Source organism: Aestuariivirga sp. (assembly GCF_046093005.1).
In the GTDB taxonomy this organism is placed as follows: domain Bacteria; phylum Pseudomonadota; class Alphaproteobacteria; order Rhizobiales; family Aestuariivirgaceae; genus Aestuariivirga.
On the sequence record NZ_JBJTER010000097.1, the window covers coordinates 1 to 16,718 of the forward strand.

At 64.5% G+C, this 16,718-nt stretch carries 17 protein-coding genes; 11 read left to right on the forward strand and 6 right to left on the reverse strand.

Annotated features, from left to right (window positions below; translation table 11 throughout):
• The first annotated feature begins 164 nt into the window (after positions 1–164).
• The 5 genes from ACKOED_RS08545 (at position 165) to ACKOED_RS08565 (ending at position 4,454) form a co-directional block, all read left to right on the forward strand.
• Positions 165–443, forward strand: coding sequence for a hypothetical protein (locus ACKOED_RS08545; RefSeq protein ID WP_408916171.1), 279 nt, complete (start codon positions 165–167; stop codon positions 441–443).
• A gap of 78 nt (positions 444–521) precedes the next feature.
• Complete coding sequence (locus ACKOED_RS08550; protein ID WP_408916172.1) at positions 522–650, forward strand: hypothetical protein; 129 nt, start codon at positions 522–524, stop codon at positions 648–650.
• A 164-nt stretch (positions 651–814) separates the two neighbouring features.
• Positions 815–1,729 (forward strand): sulfotransferase domain-containing protein, encoded by a 915-nt coding sequence (locus ACKOED_RS08555; RefSeq protein ID WP_408916173.1) that lies wholly within the window; start codon positions 815–817, stop codon positions 1,727–1,729.
• A 10-nt stretch (positions 1,730–1,739) separates the two neighbouring features.
• Positions 1,740–2,672: a class I SAM-dependent methyltransferase gene (locus ACKOED_RS08560; protein WP_408916174.1), complete on the forward strand. Its 933-nt coding sequence runs from the start codon at positions 1,740–1,742 to the stop codon at positions 2,670–2,672.
• Positions 2,673–2,714: 42 nt separating this feature from the next.
• Complete coding sequence (locus tag ACKOED_RS08565) at positions 2,715–4,454, forward strand: ABC transporter ATP-binding protein (RefSeq protein ID WP_408916175.1); 1,740 nt, start codon at positions 2,715–2,717, stop codon at positions 4,452–4,454.
• A gap of 13 nt (positions 4,455–4,467) precedes the next feature.
• Here ACKOED_RS08565 and ACKOED_RS08570 read toward each other — a convergent pair whose 3' ends face one another.
• The 5 genes from ACKOED_RS08570 to ACKOED_RS08590 all read right to left on the reverse strand — a co-directional run bounded on the left by ACKOED_RS08570 (position 4,468) and on the right by ACKOED_RS08590 (position 9,338).
• Entirely contained in the window at positions 4,468–5,379 is a 912-nt protein-coding gene (locus tag ACKOED_RS08570) for a sulfotransferase domain-containing protein (protein ID WP_408916176.1), read from the reverse strand.
• Positions 5,380–5,414: 35 nt separating this feature from the next.
• Positions 5,415–6,056: a 2OG-Fe(II) oxygenase gene (locus ACKOED_RS08575; protein WP_408916177.1), complete on the reverse strand. Its 642-nt coding sequence runs from the start codon at positions 6,054–6,056 to the stop codon at positions 5,415–5,417.
• Positions 6,057–6,259: 203 nt separating this feature from the next.
• On the reverse strand, positions 6,260–7,174 hold the full coding sequence (locus tag ACKOED_RS08580) for a hypothetical protein (RefSeq protein WP_408916178.1): 915 nt from the start codon (positions 7,172–7,174) through the stop codon (positions 6,260–6,262).
• A gap of 74 nt (positions 7,175–7,248) precedes the next feature.
• The gene (locus tag ACKOED_RS08585; RefSeq protein ID WP_408916179.1) at positions 7,249–8,253 is read right to left on the reverse strand and encodes an ELM1/GtrOC1 family putative glycosyltransferase; all 1,005 of its coding nucleotides are present in this window, start codon (positions 8,251–8,253) and stop codon (positions 7,249–7,251) included.
• Positions 8,250–9,338 (reverse strand): site-2 protease family protein, encoded by a 1,089-nt coding sequence (locus ACKOED_RS08590; RefSeq protein WP_408916180.1) that lies wholly within the window; start codon positions 9,336–9,338, stop codon positions 8,250–8,252. Before ACKOED_RS08590 ends, ACKOED_RS08585 begins: the two co-directional genes overlap by 4 nt.
• Positions 9,339–9,461: 123 nt before the next feature.
• Between ACKOED_RS08590 and ACKOED_RS08595 the strand changes: the two genes are divergently transcribed.
• Positions 9,462–10,337, forward strand: a complete 876-nt coding sequence (locus ACKOED_RS08595; protein WP_408916181.1) for a phytanoyl-CoA dioxygenase family protein — start codon at positions 9,462–9,464, stop codon at positions 10,335–10,337.
• 105 nt (positions 10,338–10,442) lie between these two features.
• Here ACKOED_RS08595 and ACKOED_RS08600 read toward each other — a convergent pair whose 3' ends face one another.
• On the reverse strand, positions 10,443–11,882 hold the full coding sequence (locus tag ACKOED_RS08600) for an amidase (RefSeq protein WP_408916182.1): 1,440 nt from the start codon (positions 11,880–11,882) through the stop codon (positions 10,443–10,445).
• A 65-nt stretch (positions 11,883–11,947) separates the two neighbouring features.
• On the opposite strand from ACKOED_RS08600, the gene ACKOED_RS08605 reads away from it, so the two are divergent.
• Genes ACKOED_RS08605 through ACKOED_RS08625 form a run of 5 tightly spaced genes read left to right on the forward strand, consistent with a single transcriptional unit; the run spans position 11,948 to position 16,657 of the window.
• Positions 11,948–12,691, forward strand: coding sequence for an SDR family oxidoreductase (locus ACKOED_RS08605; RefSeq protein ID WP_408916183.1), 744 nt, complete (start codon positions 11,948–11,950; stop codon positions 12,689–12,691).
• Positions 12,692–12,724: 33 nt separating this feature from the next.
• Entirely contained in the window at positions 12,725–13,864 is a 1,140-nt protein-coding gene (locus ACKOED_RS08610) for an ABC transporter ATP-binding protein (protein ID WP_408916184.1), read from the forward strand.
• A gap of 3 nt (positions 13,865–13,867) precedes the next feature.
• Complete coding sequence (locus ACKOED_RS08615; RefSeq protein WP_408916185.1) at positions 13,868–14,791, forward strand: ABC transporter permease; 924 nt, start codon at positions 13,868–13,870, stop codon at positions 14,789–14,791.
• Complete coding sequence (locus tag ACKOED_RS08620; protein ID WP_408916186.1) at positions 14,784–15,590, forward strand: ABC transporter permease; 807 nt, start codon at positions 14,784–14,786, stop codon at positions 15,588–15,590. The genes ACKOED_RS08615 and ACKOED_RS08620 overlap by 8 nt, the downstream gene beginning before the upstream one ends.
• A 32-nt stretch (positions 15,591–15,622) precedes the next feature.
• The gene (locus tag ACKOED_RS08625; protein ID WP_408916187.1) at positions 15,623–16,657 is read left to right on the forward strand and encodes an extracellular solute-binding protein; all 1,035 of its coding nucleotides are present in this window, start codon (positions 15,623–15,625) and stop codon (positions 16,655–16,657) included.
• Positions 16,658–16,718 lie beyond the last annotated feature (61 nt).

Consider the following 16,718-nt stretch of genomic DNA (forward strand, 5'->3'; position numbering starts at 1 on the left):
GCCGAAGCCCGCATCGCCGCCTCGAAATCGCAGGCGGTGAAGGATGTGGGCGACGTCGCCGCCGAGACCGCGGCCGAGATCGTCGCTGCGCTACCGGGAACCAAGATCAGCAAGGCCGATGCCGCCAAGGCCATCGCCGGGCTTAAGGTCTGAGGAGAAAACCCATGCATTTCGACGCTTCGTTTTTCGCCCTCGTCGCGCTGATCATCTTCCTCGGCATCGTTGCTTATGCCGGCGGCTTCAAAGCCATGGGCGCCGGGCTCGACTCGCGCGCCGAGCGCATCCGCCGTGAGCTTGAGCATGCCGCGTCGCTGCGCAAGGAGGCTGAGAGCCTGCTTGCGGAATACAAGCAGAAGCGCCTCGACGCCGAGAAGGAAGCACAATCCATCGTCGCCGCCGCCAAGGCCGATGCCGAGGAATATGCCGCCGAGACGCGGCGCTAGCTCTCCGAAACGCTGGACCGCCGCGCCAGGCAGGCCGAACAGAAGATCGCCCAGGCCGAGGCCGCCGCCGTCAAGGACGTGCGCAACCTGGCAACCGAACTGGCCATCGCCGCCTCGCAGAAGCTGGTGGCGGAAGCCGCCAGGGGCGAGAAGGCGGCCGAATTGATCGCCTCGTCCATCACCGCGGTGAAGAACCGGCTCAACTGATCCGGGTGCGCGGCGCGCCCCGGATAAGACATTTTCCTGCCGCGAGCAGAGTTGTCACTGCCCGTGCTCCGGGCGCCCCGCGCGGCGGCGCGCCACGCGGCCGGTTGAACCGGCGGCACCGGGGTGGTAACCCTCCGCCGCACTTCAGGAAAGACGCCGCGTTCATGCAGCTGCCAACGATTTTTCATGTCCGTACCGGGATGCGGCAAGCGGTGTCGCTGGCCGCGGCTTTGGCGCTGCCACGCGAGGCGGGAATCCGCGTCGAGCGAAAATGGCGCGGCTGGGAGGAGGCGGAAAAACTTCCTCATGCCGATGCGGTGATCGTTTCCTTCGGCAAGAGCGGGCGCACCTGGTTCAGGGTCATGCTGTCGCGCTACTTCGCGCGCAAGTATGGCCTGAAGGAAGGCAGCCTGATGGAATTCGACGAGTTCCACCGCCAGGATGCGCGCATTCCGGTGCTGTTCTTCACCCATGACAACTACCTTAAGGACTACATGGGCCATGACCGGAAGTTCGATCTCTATGGCAAGAGCCGGGTGATCCTCCTGGTGCGCGACCCGCGCGACACCGCCGTCTCGCAGTATTTCCAGTGGCGCCACCGCATCGTGCCGCGCAAGAAGGTGATCAACGGCTATCCGCTGGGAGAGCTGGACGTGTACGGCTTCATCGCCGGCGAGGAGGCGGGAATTCCCAGAATCATCGAATTCATGAATGCCTGGGCCAGGGACCTGTCGCGCTTCCAGGACCTCATGATGGTCAAATACGAGGACCTGAAGGCCGATACCGAAGGCCAGCTGGCGCGGGTGCTGCGCTTCCTCGGCGAGGCGCCGTCGGCGGACGGGATCGCCGACGCCGCCAGCTTCGCTTCCATCGGCAATATGCGCCGCATGGAACAGGAAAATGCCGGGAAGCTTACCTTCAACACCCGCCTCAAGCCAGCCGACGCGAGCGATCCCTCAACCTTCAAGGTGCGCCGCGCCAAGGTGGGCGGCTGGCGCGACTATGTCACCGAGGAACAGGCCGAAGCCCTCGACGCCATGGTGCGCGGCCGGCTCGACCCGGTGTTCGGATACCGGTAGGCCGCCCAGGATGAGCATCGCCTTCCAGACACTCGACAGCCTTCCGGCCGGCGTGGCCCATGCCGCGGTGATGTCGGCGTTCCGGCCGTTTTTCTGCACCGCCACGCGGACCGCCGAAGGCGCCCGGCAACTGCGCATCATCCGCTGGAATGCCGCAAAGCGCGCCGCGCGCCGCGCCCTTGGCGGATCAGGCGAGCGGGCAACGCGCAACAGGCAGATGATCGCCGGCGAATACGAAGGCGCCTGGGCGCGCGGTTTCGCCGCCTACGACCTGTCCGCGGGCTGCCGCAAGCCCGAGCCCTGGGTTGACCGCGGCGCGCGTTTCATCGCCGACCGCGCCGGCGTGCCGCGCTTTCGCAATGTGATCCTGGCCGCGGTGATTGAGGCCTTGAAGCCGCGGCGCGTGCTGGAGGTGGGTTGCGGCAACGGCATCAACCTGCTGCTGCTGGCCGGGCAGTTTCCGGATGTGTCCTTCTCCGGTCTGGAACTCACCGAATCCGGCCACCGCGTGGCCCGCGCCCTGCAGCAGGAAGAGGCCCTGCCGCCGCCGCTTGCCGCCTATCCGGTCACGGCGGCGCGCGACGCGCAAGCCTTCCGGCGCATCGGCTTCATCAGGGGCGATGCCACGGCGATGCCCTTCGCCGATGGCGAATTCGACCTCGTTGTCACCGTGCTCGCGGTGGAGCAGATGGAACGCGTGCGCGCCCGGGCGCTTGCCGAGATTTCGCGGGTGAGTTCCGGCCATGTCCTCAACATGGAGCCATTTGCCGAGGCCAACCGGTCGTTGCTGCGGCGCGCCCATGTCTTTGGGCGCGATTACGTCCGGGGCGAGATACCCGAACTGGCGCGCTACGGGCTGAGGCCGCTCTGGGCCACCATGGACTTTCCCCAGGAACCCCACCTCGGCGCGGCGCTGGTGTTGAGCCGGAAGAACCGGGGCTAGCCGGATGCGCGCCATGTTGTGGACCGAAGATGCCGAGGTTCCATGCTGAAGTCCCTCACCCTGTTCTTCAAGGCCAGGGAAGCGAATCCATTTTGGGTCGTGACGTGCCTCCTCGTGGCCAGCGTCTGCGAGACGATCGGCCTCGGCACGCTCATACCTATCATCGCGATCGCGTCGGGCGGAAGTTCGGCGGGCGCCGACAAGTTCGGCGCTTATGCCGCGCAGCTCCTGGAGCCGTTCGGCCTGTCGATGACGCTCGGCAGCCTCGTGCTGGTCGTCGCGGTCTTCATGCTGCTGAAGTCGGCCCTCACCTACGCGGCAATGTCCTATACCGTGAAGGCTGCCGCCAGGGTTTCGAATACGCTCCGGCGCCGCCTGCTCGCGGCCGTTTTCAATGCCCGCTGGGGCTTCTTCTCCGGCGAGAAGGGCGGTTCGCTGTCGAACGTCATGACCGTCGACGCCAGCCGCGCGGGCGAGTCCTATATCGTCTCCGCCAACCTGATCGCGGCGGCCATCCAGACGGTCGCTTACTCGGCGGTGGCGCTCGCCATCAACTGGCGGCTGGCGCTTCTGGGCATAGGAACCGGCGTGTTGCTCAGCGTGGTCCTGCAGCGATACATCCGGCGCACGCGAAAGGCCGGGTACAAGGAGAGTGACAAGGCTTCCTCGCTTCAGGGCGACATGGTCGACGCGCTGGCGAATATCAAGTCCTTGAAGTCGATGCACCGCTACGAGCCGGTGTTTGTTTCGATTGACAGCCTGTTCGCCAAGTTGCGCCGTTCCTTTTTGGTCCGCGAAAGGTCCAAGGCCATGCTGGCGCAGAGTGGGGCGGCCATCGTGGCGGTGCTCGCCGCGGCTGGAATCTACTTTGCCAGCGCGGTGATGAAAGTGCCGTTTCCGGAACTCCTGGTCAGCGCCGTCATCTACAATCAGATCATGGCGGTGGTCACGCGGCTCCAGCGCATGCTGCAGTCCGCCGTGATCTTTGAGGGTTCCACGGTGCGGATCAATCAACTCATAGATCGCGCCGAAGCCAGCCGCGAGGAAAACCCCGGCCTGCAGCCGCCCGAGCTGGGCCATGGCTGCCGTTTCGAGAACGTCGAGTTTTCGTATGGCGGCACGCCTGTGTTGCGCGGCGTGTCGCTCGAGATTCCCGCCAACGCCGTCACCGTGCTGAGCGGGCCATCCGGCGCTGGCAAGACCACCATCATCGATCTGCTGATCGGCCTCCACCGCCCCGATCGGGGCCGCATTCTCATCGGAGCAAGGCCGCTGAGCGAGGTCGACATCGTCGCCTGGCGCAAGCAGATCGGATATGTCCCGCAGGAGCTGGGACTGTTCCACGCCACTGTCCGCGCCAACATCACCTTGGGCGACACCTCGATTTCCGATCGCCAGATCGAGGAGGCGCTGCGGCAAGCGGGCGCGCTCGACTTCGTGTCGCGGCTGCCCGGCGGCCTGTCGGCGAGCGTCGGCGAGATGGGCGGCAAGCTCTCGGGCGGCCAGCGCCAGCGCCTGTCGCTCGCCCGGGCGCTTGTGATGAAACCTCACGTGCTTATTCTCGATGAGGTTACAAGCGCGCTCGATCCCCGCACCGAGGCTGAGATCGTTGAGAACATCTCCCGGCTTGGCGGCCGCTATACCATCGTCGTGATTACCCACCGCCCCGCCTGGACCGGGATCGCGGACCGCCTCTACCGCGTCGACGAAGGCACGGTGACCCTCGAGGCCGCGCCGGCAGGAGCAAAGGCAAATCAGGACGAGCGCAAGTCCGAGGCTTAGAGCAAGATCCTGTTCACCTCTCCGGCTCACTGAACGGCGGATGGCGGACCGACGTCAGTTCCAGAGCATCGTCAAGCCAGCGTCTGGTCCACTCCGAACCGAGTCTCTCATGAAGGGCCCGCAGCTGGTCAAGATGCAGGCGGGCGAGAAACACACGGTACTCCCCGGGCGCTTTCGACCCCCGGCTGGCGCGCCGGTTCTCGCCAATAGCGGGAGGAATCGAAGCCGGCCCGGCATCGATGTCAAGAAACGCGAGCACCCGCGCGAACAGGCCGCGCGGGTCTGCCGCAAGCTCGTCGAAGTAACCCACCAGCATCTGGCTCGCGGGAAAGCGGCTTTGCCAGGCCTCGAGAGCATTCAGATAGTCGCTATGCCCGTTCGCATCCGCGGTCAGGAATGCCCTGAGGATCGCGTCCGGCACCTTGTCCGCGCCGCCATAGCGGCCTTTGCGCCGCGGACTTGAGAAATACTGGGCGGCATATGACCATGACCGGTCCACCGGGTTGCGCAGAAGGTAGATGATCTTGACGCCCGGCATGAGCGTGGCCACGTGATCGATCTGGGCGCCGCGCATGAGCGCGTAACCCGGGCAGATCTCGCCCGCGATCTTGCCTTCCTGTCGCGGAAACAACCGCGCATACCACTCGTCATCCCGGGGGGCGAGCCAGTAGTCGAGGGACCACTTGAGGCCGGAAGCGCCGCCCCCTCCCAGCCATCCGCGAAACTCCCGCAGAACATGAGCGCGCGCTTTTTTCATGCGCTTCGTCGTGCCGAACAGGCGCTTCGGCAGCGAGTCATTGCCCTTGTCGAAGTAGTGGACTTCCTTGGTGGGAGGAAGCCAGACCTGGGGATGGGTGGAGAGATTATCCTGCAGCCATGAGGTTCCGCACTTCTGCCCGCCGATGACGAGGAAATCAGGAAACATCTGCCGCGCGCCTTGAGCTCGCCGGTCCCGAGCCGTCACAGATTGGACGGCCGCAAGCCAAGAACTCTCCGCACGGTCTTGTGGACAACCTTTTTCCAGCCAGTCGCCTTCGTCCTGTTCAAACGCTTGGGCTCCACCCAATACATCTGGATCGCGCGTCTTTCGCCTTCGGCGGGCGGAAATCCATGGAAGGAGAAATCGTTCCGCCGGAACGCGAACAGCGTACCCCGCACGGGCGGCACTTCGAGATAGTAGTCGTCCATGTCGGCCGCATTCCTGGTGATGCGCAACTGGCCGCCCTTCTGGTTCCACACCTCGTTGAAATACACGAGGACGGTGATCTTCTTCGAACGCGAGTCATTGTGAATGTTGCCGTCGTATGGCGCCATGTGGCGCCGCACGGTCATCTGCGGCGGATAGGGCTCAAGGTCAAACTGGAACTTCTCGGCAAAGCGCTGCTTGATCTCAGGGCCCATCATGGCGTCAGCGAAAGCCTTGAAGCCCGGCCCGAAGGAAAGCCCCTCCAGAGGAAAGTTGCCGGGCTCCCTTATGTCGGGAAAGTCCTTGTTGATCTGCTCAAGCGCCTTGGGCAACACGAACTCCGGCACCATGATATAGTCGCACGGTGTCCGTTGCAGAGGCGCGGCATCAAACCTGTCAAAATCGAACAATTGCAAGATGTGTTCTCCCGCTGGCGCGAGTGACTGCAAATGGTCACAAAATCTGCCTGACTGACGGCGGTTTCTAGCGGCCGGCCGCTCTCAAGTAAAGCGCAAAGTCCCGGCCGGATAGGCCGCCCTCACCACCAAGAGATCAAGCGGGCCTTTGATGACGGCTGCAAACCTTTAAACAGCAACTTAGGCTCACCACGTTGAATTGATCACGCCGCGAACAGCGGGCGCTCGTGCAGCGTCGGCGTGTTCCGCAGCAGCTCCAGCGCGTCGTGGCGGACGTGGTTTTGCTTCATCTCCTCGCGGACCATGGCCTCGGTCACGATGCCCTTATCGCAGCATTCCCTGAGGAGGGCGAAGAACAGGCGTTCCTGGTTGGGGTCGGGGTGGCGGTCATAGGCGCCAAGCATGCCATAGTCGCCGAACAGCGCGCGGCGCACGCGGTGGTAAATGTTCTTGGGCTTGAACGAGCCCTTGGATTCGGGCGGGCGGAAATCGACGGGAAGGCCGGATTTCCATGGCTGGGTCTGGCGCTTGGTGTTGTGGATCATGCGCGTCTCGGGCGTCAGCGTGTCGAAATCGTTCCAATAGGTTTCGAGCACCCCGATCGAGTCCCGCGGCTCGAGCTGCAGCGTGACCCACTTCATGTAGTCGCGTTCGAAGCGGAACATCTCCTCGAAGTTCTCCTCCACCTTCCAGCGGGTCAGCTGCGGGTTGTCGAGCACCATCACGCTTGAGGCCCAGACATCCTGCTTCGAGCCCGCCCGGTGGCGCGCCAGTATCGCCTTGCCCTGCATATCGCGCTTCAGAAGCTGGTTGATGTCGCTGATGCAGAAAACATCCGGGTCGACGACCAGCGAGCGGCCCTGGTAGCCCATCAGCTCCGGCGGCGTGAAACGGAGCACGGTGAACGACTGGAGGTCGTTGTAGAGCCATTCGCGCTTCAGCCCGTCACGCAGATAGAGGCGGCCCTCGTGGGACTTGAGATAGCCATACTGGCCGGTCTCCACGAGTTTCACATCGAAGCTCGACGGGTCGGACGCAAAGCGCGTGAAGGAATATTGCGAAACCAGCGCGCCGATGATCTGCTTCTCGTTGGTGTGGATGTACACGCAAGGCTTCATGGCATGTCCTTCAGTAGGGTCCCCCGCCGCCGGGCGCCCTGACGGGAAGGCCATAGCAAATCGCGCCGCTTTTCTCAATCATGCTCGAGGACCAGTTGTTTCAGGCGCTGGCCGACGGCGGCGGCATCGTCCGCCGGGCTCATGGCCGGCGCCGGCACGGCCGGCCCGAGGCGCACGGCATGGCCGCCCCGCAGGAGAAAGTCCGTGAACTTGCCGAGATCGCGCGCCGGGCCGATGCCAAGACGGACCGCCAGCCCGCGCCATGGCGAGGCCGGCGGCTCGGCGATGGCGAGCGGGCGGCCAAGCCGCGCCACCTCGGTCAGCATTGAAAGGCTGTCGGACGTGACGGTGAAGGTGTCGCCATGGGCAAGCAGGCCGAAATAGGGGTTGCTCGGCGCATCGGGCTGCCAGCGGTAGAGCCGGTCCTGGGGGCGGAGCGCCTGTTCCGCGGCTGCCGTGGCGGCCTCCGGCGTGCGCCGCGAGGTGCTGACGAAGATCGCGCCCTCGCGGGCGAAGCCCCGCTGCATGAGGTGGAGCGTCCGCGTCACGAAGCCGGCGTCCAGCCTCGCGGCCCCCATGTCGCCGCCAAGGAGCAGAACATGGAGCGGCCTGGCAAGGGCCGCGAACGCGGCGGCGAACTCCTGCCGCGCAGCCGCGATCCGCCGCGGGTCGGCGGCGATCAGCGGCAGGCCGATGCGGCAGACCTTCGGCCCCCCGGCGATGGCGTAATGGGCGGGCGCCACCACCAGATCGAAATCCTCGGCCCGGCCCTTGGGCGCGTTGAACAGGGCGATCTTCGCCCGTCCGCCCGACTGCTGCTTGATCCACAGGGCCGGAAGCGACAGCCTGCGCCCGATGGTGATGACGAGGTCCGGCCAGGGGGGCGAAAGAGCGTCCGACCTCGCCAAATCGACGATATGCAGCGATGCTTCGACCCTGGGTTTGACGGTCTCGAATTCGGGCTTGAGGACGACGCGCTTCACGTCATAGGGAAGCTCCATCGCCTGGGCGGCCCGCAGCACCTGCGCGTTGTCGCCAGTCTTGCCGCCGGTGAGAACCCAGATGGACGGCAATTTCATCGTCTCCGGAACCGCCAGCCCGGACGCACGCTCGCGATCAGCATCATCTCGGCGACATTGTCGTTGGTCAGCACCCCGGCGATGCGGCCTGCCTCGTCCAGCACCACTTCGGCGCCAGCACCGCGGTTGCGCATGGCGATGAAGGCAGCGCCCAGCGGCTGCGCGGCGGCGAGCGGCTGAGACGGCCGCATCGCCTCCCCGACCGCCGCCTCGCCGCCGCGGTCGCGCAGCGCCAGGATGATGGCGTCCCGGTCGAGCAGGCCGGCCAGGCGGCCGTTCGCGCCCAGCACCGGGAAATCCTTCTGTGGCGAGGAGAGCAGGGCATCAACCGCCACGGAAATGGGCTGCGTGGCGTTCAGCACCAGGGGCGAGGGCTCCATTGCATCCGCCACCCGCAGCCTGGAGGCGAAGCCGGCGAAGCTTGCCGTCTGCTGCTCGGCCGCCGCCGCGAAATAGATGAACACGCCCACCAGCATCAGCACCGGGCTGTAGAACAGGCCCAGCACCACGAACAGCGCCGCGAAGCCCTGGCCGATGCGCGCGGCGATGGCGGTGGCCCTGGCCGCCCCCATCTTCATGGCGAGAAGGGCGCGCAGCACCCGCCCGCCATCCATCGGGAAGGCCGGCACCAGGTTGAACAGCACCAGCGTGATGTTGACGAGCAGCAGGCGTTCGGCCAGCGTCGCGCTGTCGAAATCGAGGCCCGCGGCGCCGGTGAGGCCGAGGCCGAAGACGGCGATCAGCAGCAGCGCGATTGCCACATTCACCAGAGGCCCGGCGATTGCCACCAGCAGTTCCTGCATGGGCTTCTCCGGCATGCGCTCCATGCTGGCGATGCCGCCGATCGGCGACAGGATCACCTGTGGCGTCTTGATGCCGAAGCGGCGGCCCATGGCGATATGGCCGAACTCATGCAGCGTCACGCACAGAAACACCAGCGCGATGAAGGCCAGCGAATCGAGCGCCGCCGCGGCGCCGCCCGCGACGTAGTCGGCGATGCCGATCCAGGCGAGGAACAGCAGAAAGGTGATGTGAAGCCGGATCTCGGTGCCCGCGATCCGTCCGATGGTCAGTGACCAGCCCATCCGGTCTACATAGGCCCGTGGCCCGGCAATTCAACCGCTATTCGAACATTGCGCGAACAACCTTGACGCGCCGCCTGGCCCTGCGTTTGATCCCAAGGTCTTGAGCATGCCGGGGAGGCCATCATGTATACCAAGCACGCGCTCCGCCAGCTGGGCGTCACGCCCGGCACGCTGTCGGCGCAACAGAAGCACCAGCTCGACAGCCAGGGCTACTTCATTGTCGAGAATGTGCTGACGCCCGAAGACTGCGCCCGCATGCGGGCCGAATTCGAACGCCTCCATGCCGCCGAGCACGGCAAGGGCGGCCACGAGGTGCATGTCGAGCCTGGCGCCCGGCGGCTCTCCAACATTTTCAACAAGACCGACGCCTTCGACAAATGCCTGTGGATTCCCGAGGTGCTCGCCGCGTCCGCCTATCTCCTGGGCGAGATCAAGGTGCATGGCGCCAATGTGCGCGATCCCGTCAAGGGTCATGGCCACCAGGACCTGCATGTCGATGTGCCGAAGAAATTCGACGATGACTGGTGGGTGGTGAATGCCATGATCATGTTCGACGCCATGACGCTGGACAACGGCCCCACCCGCATCGTTCCGGGCTCGCACCGCTGGGCGCCGATCAACGTGCCTTATGTGAATATCGGCGACTGGGAACCGGCGCCCCTGTCGCCGGAAGACGCGGCAAGGGTGCCGGCGGATCTCTCGGCGCCCTATCCGGGCGAGATGCTGGTGGAGGCGCCGGCGGGCTCCGCGGTGATCTGCAATTCATCCATGTGGCATGCCGGAACCCTGAAGAAGACCGACCAGCCCCGCCGCATGCTGCACCTTACTTATACGCGGCGCGATTTGCCGCAGCAGCTCTTGCAGCTCGATTACCTGACGCCTGAACTCTACAACCGCATGAGCCCGGTCAAGCGCTATCTCATGGAGATCGAGCCGCCAAAACCCGGTGACGGCATTCTGCGCCAGCCGAAGAAGGAACATCAGGGCTGGTGGAACTAGGGTTACTCCTGGAAGTAACTCTGCTCTCAGGTGCTGAAACGCCCCGGTCTCGGCGCCGCGTGGCGTGACGAGGATCGAAACAGCGGCCGCCGAAGGGCAGCGTGTTCAGAACTCAATACGCGGCCGTTTCGCCTTGCTCGTGTACCAGCCGCCCAGCGCCTTTTCATAAGCGAGCGCGGCGCGGAACACGCGCACATCGTCAAAGGTGCGGCCGACGATCTGGACAGCGGTCGGCACCCGGGTGGCGGCGTGGCCGCTCGGCACCGAGAGCACCGGGCAGTTCTGCAGCATGTTGAAGTGATGCGACATCACCCAGCCATATTCCGGGTCAGCTTTTGTTCCGGCCACCGTGAAGTTGGGATCATAGGGATCATGGTCGGCCTTTACGGTAGGCGCCGTGTTGGTGGGGCAGATGAAAACGTCATGGGCGGCCAGCACCGGGCCCAGGGTCTGGTACATGCGATGCGCCTGTTCAAACGGCTTGTGCACGTCATCGGCCGTTGACTTGCGGGCGAGTTCGGCGAAGCGGATCGCGTAATCGGTCATCAGCGCGGCATTGTCCTTCATCTGCCAGATGGTCTGGCGTCCGAAATGCATCAGATTGTACCAGTGCAGGCCGTTCCGCTCGATGTCGTCGGTCCAGCCGAGATCGACCTCCACGACTTTAGCGCCGAGGCCGCGGAACACTTCGAGCGCCGCCAGCATGTTGCGGCGCACGTCGTCGTCGACCGGCAGGTAGCCGAGGTCCACCGAATAGGCGATCTTCATGCCCTTGATGGAACGGGCCTCGAGCGGCAGCGTCACTTTCTGCCTGAGCGAGTCATGGTCAAGCGGATGCGGACCGGAGGTGATGTTCTGCATCAGCGCCGCGTCCGCCACGCTGCGGGTCATCGGCCCGCAATGGTTGAAGCGGTCGAAATTGGCCGGCGGGCCGTCCGGGTTGCGGCCATGCGGCGGCTTGAAGCCGACGATGCCGCAGGCCGCCGCCGGAATGCGGATCGAGCCGCCGATGTCGGTGCCGGTCGCCAGCGTCGTGAGCCCCGCCGCCAGCGCCGCACCCGAGCCGCCGGACGAGCCGCCCGGCCCCCAATCGGTGTTCCACGGGTTGCGCGTCACGCCCCAGATGCGCGAGGTGGTGACGCCCGAGAGGCAGAATTCCGGCGTGGTGGTGCGCGCCAGGATCACCGCGCCGGCCTTCTGCAGCCGTTCGATCATCGGGTCGGAATGATCGTCCACCCAGTCCTTGAAAATCAGCGATCCCTGGGTGGTGCGCTTGCCCTTGACCCGCTGGGCATCCTTGACCGCCAGCGGAATGCCCTCGAGTGGGCGGACCTCGCCGCCGCGTTTCATGTAGCGGGCCTCGGCAGCCCTGGCCTGGGCCAGCGCCTCGTCGAAATAGCGGTCGGCGAAACAGTTGACCTTGGGGTTGACGCGCGCCGCGCGGCCAATCAGCGCCTTGGTCAGTTCCACCGGCGAGAGCGCCTTCTTGCGGAACAGCTTGAGGGCCTCGGTGGCCGTAAGATAGCAGATGTCTTCGTTCCTCATGGACAAGCCTCTCCGCAAAGCGGTAGTTAGACCGCCAGTAGAACAGGATTGGGAGAGAGATGTCCATGCCCGGCAGGCTTCATGGTAAGACAGCGATCGTCACTTCGGCGGGTCAGGGGATCGGCCGCGCCGCCGCCATCTGCATGGCGCGGGAAGGCGCCAAGGTGTGGGCCACCGACATCAACGCCGGGGCCCTGGCGTCCCTGAGCGGCGAGCAGACGGGCATCGAGACCTTCGTGCTCGATGTCCTGAAGCAGGACCAGATTGACGCCGCCGCGGCCCGGGTCGGCACGCCCGACATCCTGTTCAACTGTTCCGGCCATGTCCATGCCGGCACCATCATGGAAACCGATGACAAGGCCTGGGACTTCTCGTTTGACCTGAACGTCAAGTCGCATTTCCATATGATCAAGGCCTTCATGCCGGGCTGGCTGTCGCGCGGCTCGGGCGTCGTCATCAACATGGCCTCCGCCGCCTCCTCGATCAAAGGTGTCGCCAACCGTTTCGTCTATGGCGCCACCAAGGCCGCCGTCATCGGCATGACCAAGGCGCTGGCCGCCGACTACACCACCAGGGGCATCCGGGTGAACGCCATCTGCCCGGGGACCGTTGACAGCCCCTCGCTGATGGAGCGGCTCAAGGCGACGGGGGATTTCGAGGCGGCGAAATCGGCCTTCATCGCCCGCCAGCCCATGGGCCGCATGGCCCGTGCCGAGGAAATCGGCATGCTGGTGGTTTATCTGGCAAGCGATGAGGCAGCTTTCGTCACCGGACAGACTTTTGTGATCGACGGCGGCTGGTCGATCTGATCCTATTGGCAGACGCCGGATTCCCGGCGTAGGATGGCCATCAACGCCGGTGAACAGGCGGGGAGGAGATCGATCTTGGCATCTGGCCGCACCGCCATTGAGGCGAAGGGCGTCACCAAACTGTTTCAGGGCGCGGGGCAGGACCCGGTCAGGGCGCTGGACGATGTATCGGTGGCGATCCGCGAAAATGAGTTCTTCACGCTGCTTGGTCCATCAGGCTGCGGCAAGACCACGCTGCTCCGGCTGATCGCAGGTTTCGATTTCCCGACCGAAGGCGAGATCCTGCTCCATGGCGAGGACATCGCGCCGCTGCCGCCGTTCAAGCGCCCGGTTAACACCGTGTTCCAGAGCTATGCGCTGTTTCCGCACATGACGGTGGCGCAGAACATCGGCTTCGGCCTCGAAATGCTTGGCAAGCCCAGGGCTGAGATCAATGCGCGGGTGGCCGAGATGCTGGCGCTGGTGCGCATGGAAGAGCTTGGAAAGCGCCGCACCAGCCAGATTTCCGGCGGCCAGCAGCAGCGCGTCGCGCTGGCCCGCGCCCTGGCGCCCGCACCCCGCGTGCTGCTCCTCGACGAGCCGCTTTCGGCGCTTGACGCCAAGCTGCGCAAGGACATGCAGATCGAGCTGAAGCGCCTGCAGCACGAGACCGGCATCACCTTCATCTTCGTCACCCATGACCAGGAAGAAGCGCTCACCATGTCGGACCGTATCGCCGTCATGTCCAAGGGCCGCATCCTGCAGGTCGGCACCCCGCGCGACATCTATGACCGGCCGTCGCAGCGCTTCGTGGCGGATTTCATCGGCGAGACCAATTTCCTTGAAGGCGAGGTGACGGGGATTACCGGCCGCGAGGCGCAGGTCAGGCTCGCCGGCGGCGCGGTGATCACCGCGGGCCTGCCGGAAGGCTTTTCGCCATCCGGCAGAGTGACTGTGGTGGTGCGGCCCGAACACGCCGATCTCGCGAAGCCCGGCGCCACCGCCGATCTCAGCGGCAAGATTGAGAACGTGGTCTATTTCGGCACCGACACGCATTATCACGTCCGGCTCGATGGCGGCCACGCCTTTACCGTGCGCCAGCAGAATGCGCGCGGGGGCGGCATGGGCTTTTCGGAAGGCGAGGCGGTGGGCATTGCGCTGGAGCCCCACGCCGCGCAGGTGTTGAGGGACTAGGCCATGGCCAGCGCCGCCGACAATGCCTCTGATGCCAGCCGCCGCGACGCGCGCAACCGCTGGCTGCTCTCGGCGCCGGCGCTGGCCATCATCCTGTTCGCGGCCGTGGGGCCGCTGTTCATCGTGCTTCTCTACTCGTTCATGGAGAAGGGCGACTATGGCGATGTGAAGTTCGGGCAGTTCACCACGGACGCCTGGTTCAGCGTGCTGTTCGAGCGCGATATCTTCGACGATACAGTGAGTTTTGCGGAAGCCCATGGGGTGATCTTCCTGCGCTCGGCGGGCCTTGCGCTGGCAACCACGGTGCTTGCCCTGTTTTTTGGGTTTCCGACCGCCTATTTCATCGCCACCAGGCCGGAGCGCACGCGCGATGTGTGGCTTTTCCTGATCACCATTCCGTTCTGGACGAACCTGCTGATCCGCACCTTCGCGATGATGGAGGTGATCCGCAACGAGGGTATCCTCAACACCTTCCTCATCAAGATCGGCGTAATCGATGCGCCGATCCAGATCATGTTCACCAATACGGCGATCATGCTCGGCATGCTCTATGTCTATCTGCCGCTGATGGTGCTGCCGCTGTACGCGTCGATGGAGAAGCTCGATTTCCGCCTCGTGGAAGCCGCCTACGACCTTTATGCCACGCGGCTCAAGGTGCTGTGGCGGGTCATCATTCCGGCGGTGAAGCCCGGGATCATCGCCGGGTCGATCCTGGTCTTCGTGCCAGCGCTCGGCGCCTATGTGACGCCGCGCGTGCTGGGCGGCGGCAAGAACATGATGCTCGGCAACCTCATTGAATTGCAGTTCGGCCAGGGGCGCAACTGGCCGCTGGGATCGGCGCTGTCCATCACCCTGATGGTGATCGTCATGGCGGCGCTGCTGATCTATGTCCGCCAGGCATCGCAGAAGGGCGTGCATCATGGCTGAGGCGGCCCGCTTCTCCATCCGCCGCCTGCCGGGGTTCACGGCCATCGCCGTCCTCTGCTTCGTGCTGCTCTATGCGCCGGTGGTGACGCTTATCGTGTTTTCCTTCAATGCCGGAACCTCGATCGCCATCTGGGAAGGCTTCTCGTGGCGCTGGTACGAGGCGGCGTGGAACAACCGCGACATTCAGGAAGTGTCGCTGCGCTCGCTGTTCATCGCGTCCATCGCCGCGACCATCGCCACCGTCACCGCCACCATGGCGGCGCTCGCCACCACCCGCAAGAAGGCCTTTGCCGGCATGACGGCCGTCTATGCCCTGATCAACGCGCCGCTGATCGTGCCGGAAATCGTCACCGCGGTGGCGCTGCTCATCACCTTCGCCTCGATCAAAGTGGCCACCGGCTATGCCGGGCTCGGCTATCTGCTGGCGGCGCACGCGGCGTTCTGTATTCCTTTCGCCTATCTGCCGGTGCGCGCCAGGCTTGAGAGCATGGATCTGACGCTGGAGCTCGCCGCCTCCGATCTCTATGCCACGCCATGGAAGACATTCCTGCGCGTAACCTTTCCTCTACTGTGGCCCGGCATCCTCGCCGGCTTCATGCTGGCCTTCGTGATCTCGCTCGATGACGTGGTGATCACCGAATTCGTGAAATCGGCCGGTCAGGACACGCTGCCCACCTATATGCTGGGCCAGCTCCGGCGGCAGCTGACGCCGGAAATCAATGCGATCTCGACGGCTTTCTTCATGCTGTCCGTGGTGATCGTGACGCTGTTCTTCTTCCTCAACAGGCGGAAGAGCTGAATTTCAACGCAAGCAAACTGGGAGAAACAGAGATGCGAATGAAACTTGCTTCCGCCGCCGCCGGCGCTCTTATGATGGCGTTGGCTGGGCCTGCCATGGCCGAGGGCGAACTCAACATCTTCAACTGGGGCGACTACACCAGCCCCGAGCTGATCAAGAAATTCGAGGAAAAGTATAATGTCAAGGTGACGATCACCGATTACGACTCCAACGATACGGCGCTCGCCAAGGTCCGCCAGGGCGGCCATGGCTTTGACATCGTGGTGCCGTCCGGCAGCGTCATTCCGATCTGGATCAACGAGGGCCTGCTGCTTGAAACCCGCCCCGACCAGATGGAGAACTTCAAGAACGTCGATGAGCGCTGGGTGAACGTCGATTTCGATCCGGGCCGCCACTATACTGTGCCGTGGCAGTGGGGCTCGACCGGCACCTATGCCCTGAAGAACGTCTACAGCGGCGACGTGAACACCTCGGCGATCTGGCTCGATCCGCCGCCCGAGCTGGTCGGCAAGATCAATGTCGTGCCGGAAATGCAGGACGTGATGAGCCTCGCCGTCTACTACATGGGCGGCAAGACCTGCGAGTCCGACAAGGAAGTGCTCAAGAAGGTGCGTGACAAGCTCCTCGAGGCCAAGCCGAAGTGGCTGTCCATGGACTATGGCTCGGTCGAGAAGATCTCGAAGGGCGATTTCTCGGGCGGCGTCAACTGGAACGGTTCCACCTTCCGCGCCCGCCTGCAGAATCCCAACGCGGTGTTCGGCTATCCGAAGGAAGGCTTCGTGCTGTGGATGGACAATGTGGCGGTGCTGAAGGATGCGAAGAACGTCGAGAACGCCAAGCTGTTCCAGAACTTCATCATGGACCCGGAGAACGCGGCGATGATCTCGGCCTATGCCCGTTACGCCAACGGCATCAAGGGTTCGGAGCCGTTCATGCCCGCCGACATGAAGGACGCGCCGGAGATCAACATTCCGCCTGAACTCATGGCCAAGGGCATCTTCAACAAGACCTGCCCGCCGGAGGTGAATGACCTCTACACGAAGATCTGGACCGAGCTCCAGAAATAGTGGCACGCATTGGTGGAGCCCTGGCGCCAGCGCCAGGGCTCTCTGCTTTTCAGGGAGCGGC

What these genes read in the sequence shown, in the direction of transcription:
- ACKOED_RS08545 (WP_408916171.1), top strand. Translation starts at nt 165, where the DNA reads ATGCATTTCGACGCTTCGTTTTTCGCCCTCGTCGCGCTGATCATCTTC.
- ACKOED_RS08555 (WP_408916173.1), top strand. Translation starts at nt 815, where the DNA reads ATGCAGCTGCCAACGATTTTTCATGTCCGTACCGGGATGCGGCAAGCG.
- ACKOED_RS08560 (WP_408916174.1), top strand. Translation starts at nt 1,740, where the DNA reads ATGAGCATCGCCTTCCAGACACTCGACAGCCTTCCGGCCGGCGTGGCC.
- ACKOED_RS08565 (WP_408916175.1), top strand. Translation starts at nt 2,715, where the DNA reads ATGCTGAAGTCCCTCACCCTGTTCTTCAAGGCCAGGGAAGCGAATCCA.
- ACKOED_RS08570 (WP_408916176.1), bottom strand. Translation starts at nt 5,379, where the DNA reads ATGTTTCCTGATTTCCTCGTCATCGGCGGGCAGAAGTGCGGAACCTCA.
- ACKOED_RS08580 (WP_408916178.1), bottom strand. Translation starts at nt 7,174, where the DNA reads ATGAAGCCTTGCGTGTACATCCACACCAACGAGAAGCAGATCATCGGC.
- ACKOED_RS08585 (WP_408916179.1), bottom strand. Translation starts at nt 8,253, where the DNA reads ATGAAATTGCCGTCCATCTGGGTTCTCACCGGCGGCAAGACTGGCGAC.
- ACKOED_RS08590 (WP_408916180.1), bottom strand. Translation starts at nt 9,338, where the DNA reads ATGGGCTGGTCACTGACCATCGGACGGATCGCGGGCACCGAGATCCGG.
- ACKOED_RS08595 (WP_408916181.1), top strand. Translation starts at nt 9,462, where the DNA reads ATGTATACCAAGCACGCGCTCCGCCAGCTGGGCGTCACGCCCGGCACG.
- ACKOED_RS08600 (WP_408916182.1), bottom strand. Translation starts at nt 11,882, where the DNA reads ATGAGGAACGAAGACATCTGCTATCTTACGGCCACCGAGGCCCTCAAG.
- ACKOED_RS08605 (WP_408916183.1), top strand. Translation starts at nt 11,948, where the DNA reads ATGCCCGGCAGGCTTCATGGTAAGACAGCGATCGTCACTTCGGCGGGT.
- ACKOED_RS08610 (WP_408916184.1), top strand. Translation starts at nt 12,725, where the DNA reads ATGGCCATCAACGCCGGTGAACAGGCGGGGAGGAGATCGATCTTGGCA.
- ACKOED_RS08615 (WP_408916185.1), top strand. Translation starts at nt 13,868, where the DNA reads ATGGCCAGCGCCGCCGACAATGCCTCTGATGCCAGCCGCCGCGACGCG.
- ACKOED_RS08620 (WP_408916186.1), top strand. Translation starts at nt 14,784, where the DNA reads ATGGCTGAGGCGGCCCGCTTCTCCATCCGCCGCCTGCCGGGGTTCACG.
- ACKOED_RS08625 (WP_408916187.1), top strand. Translation starts at nt 15,623, where the DNA reads ATGCGAATGAAACTTGCTTCCGCCGCCGCCGGCGCTCTTATGATGGCG.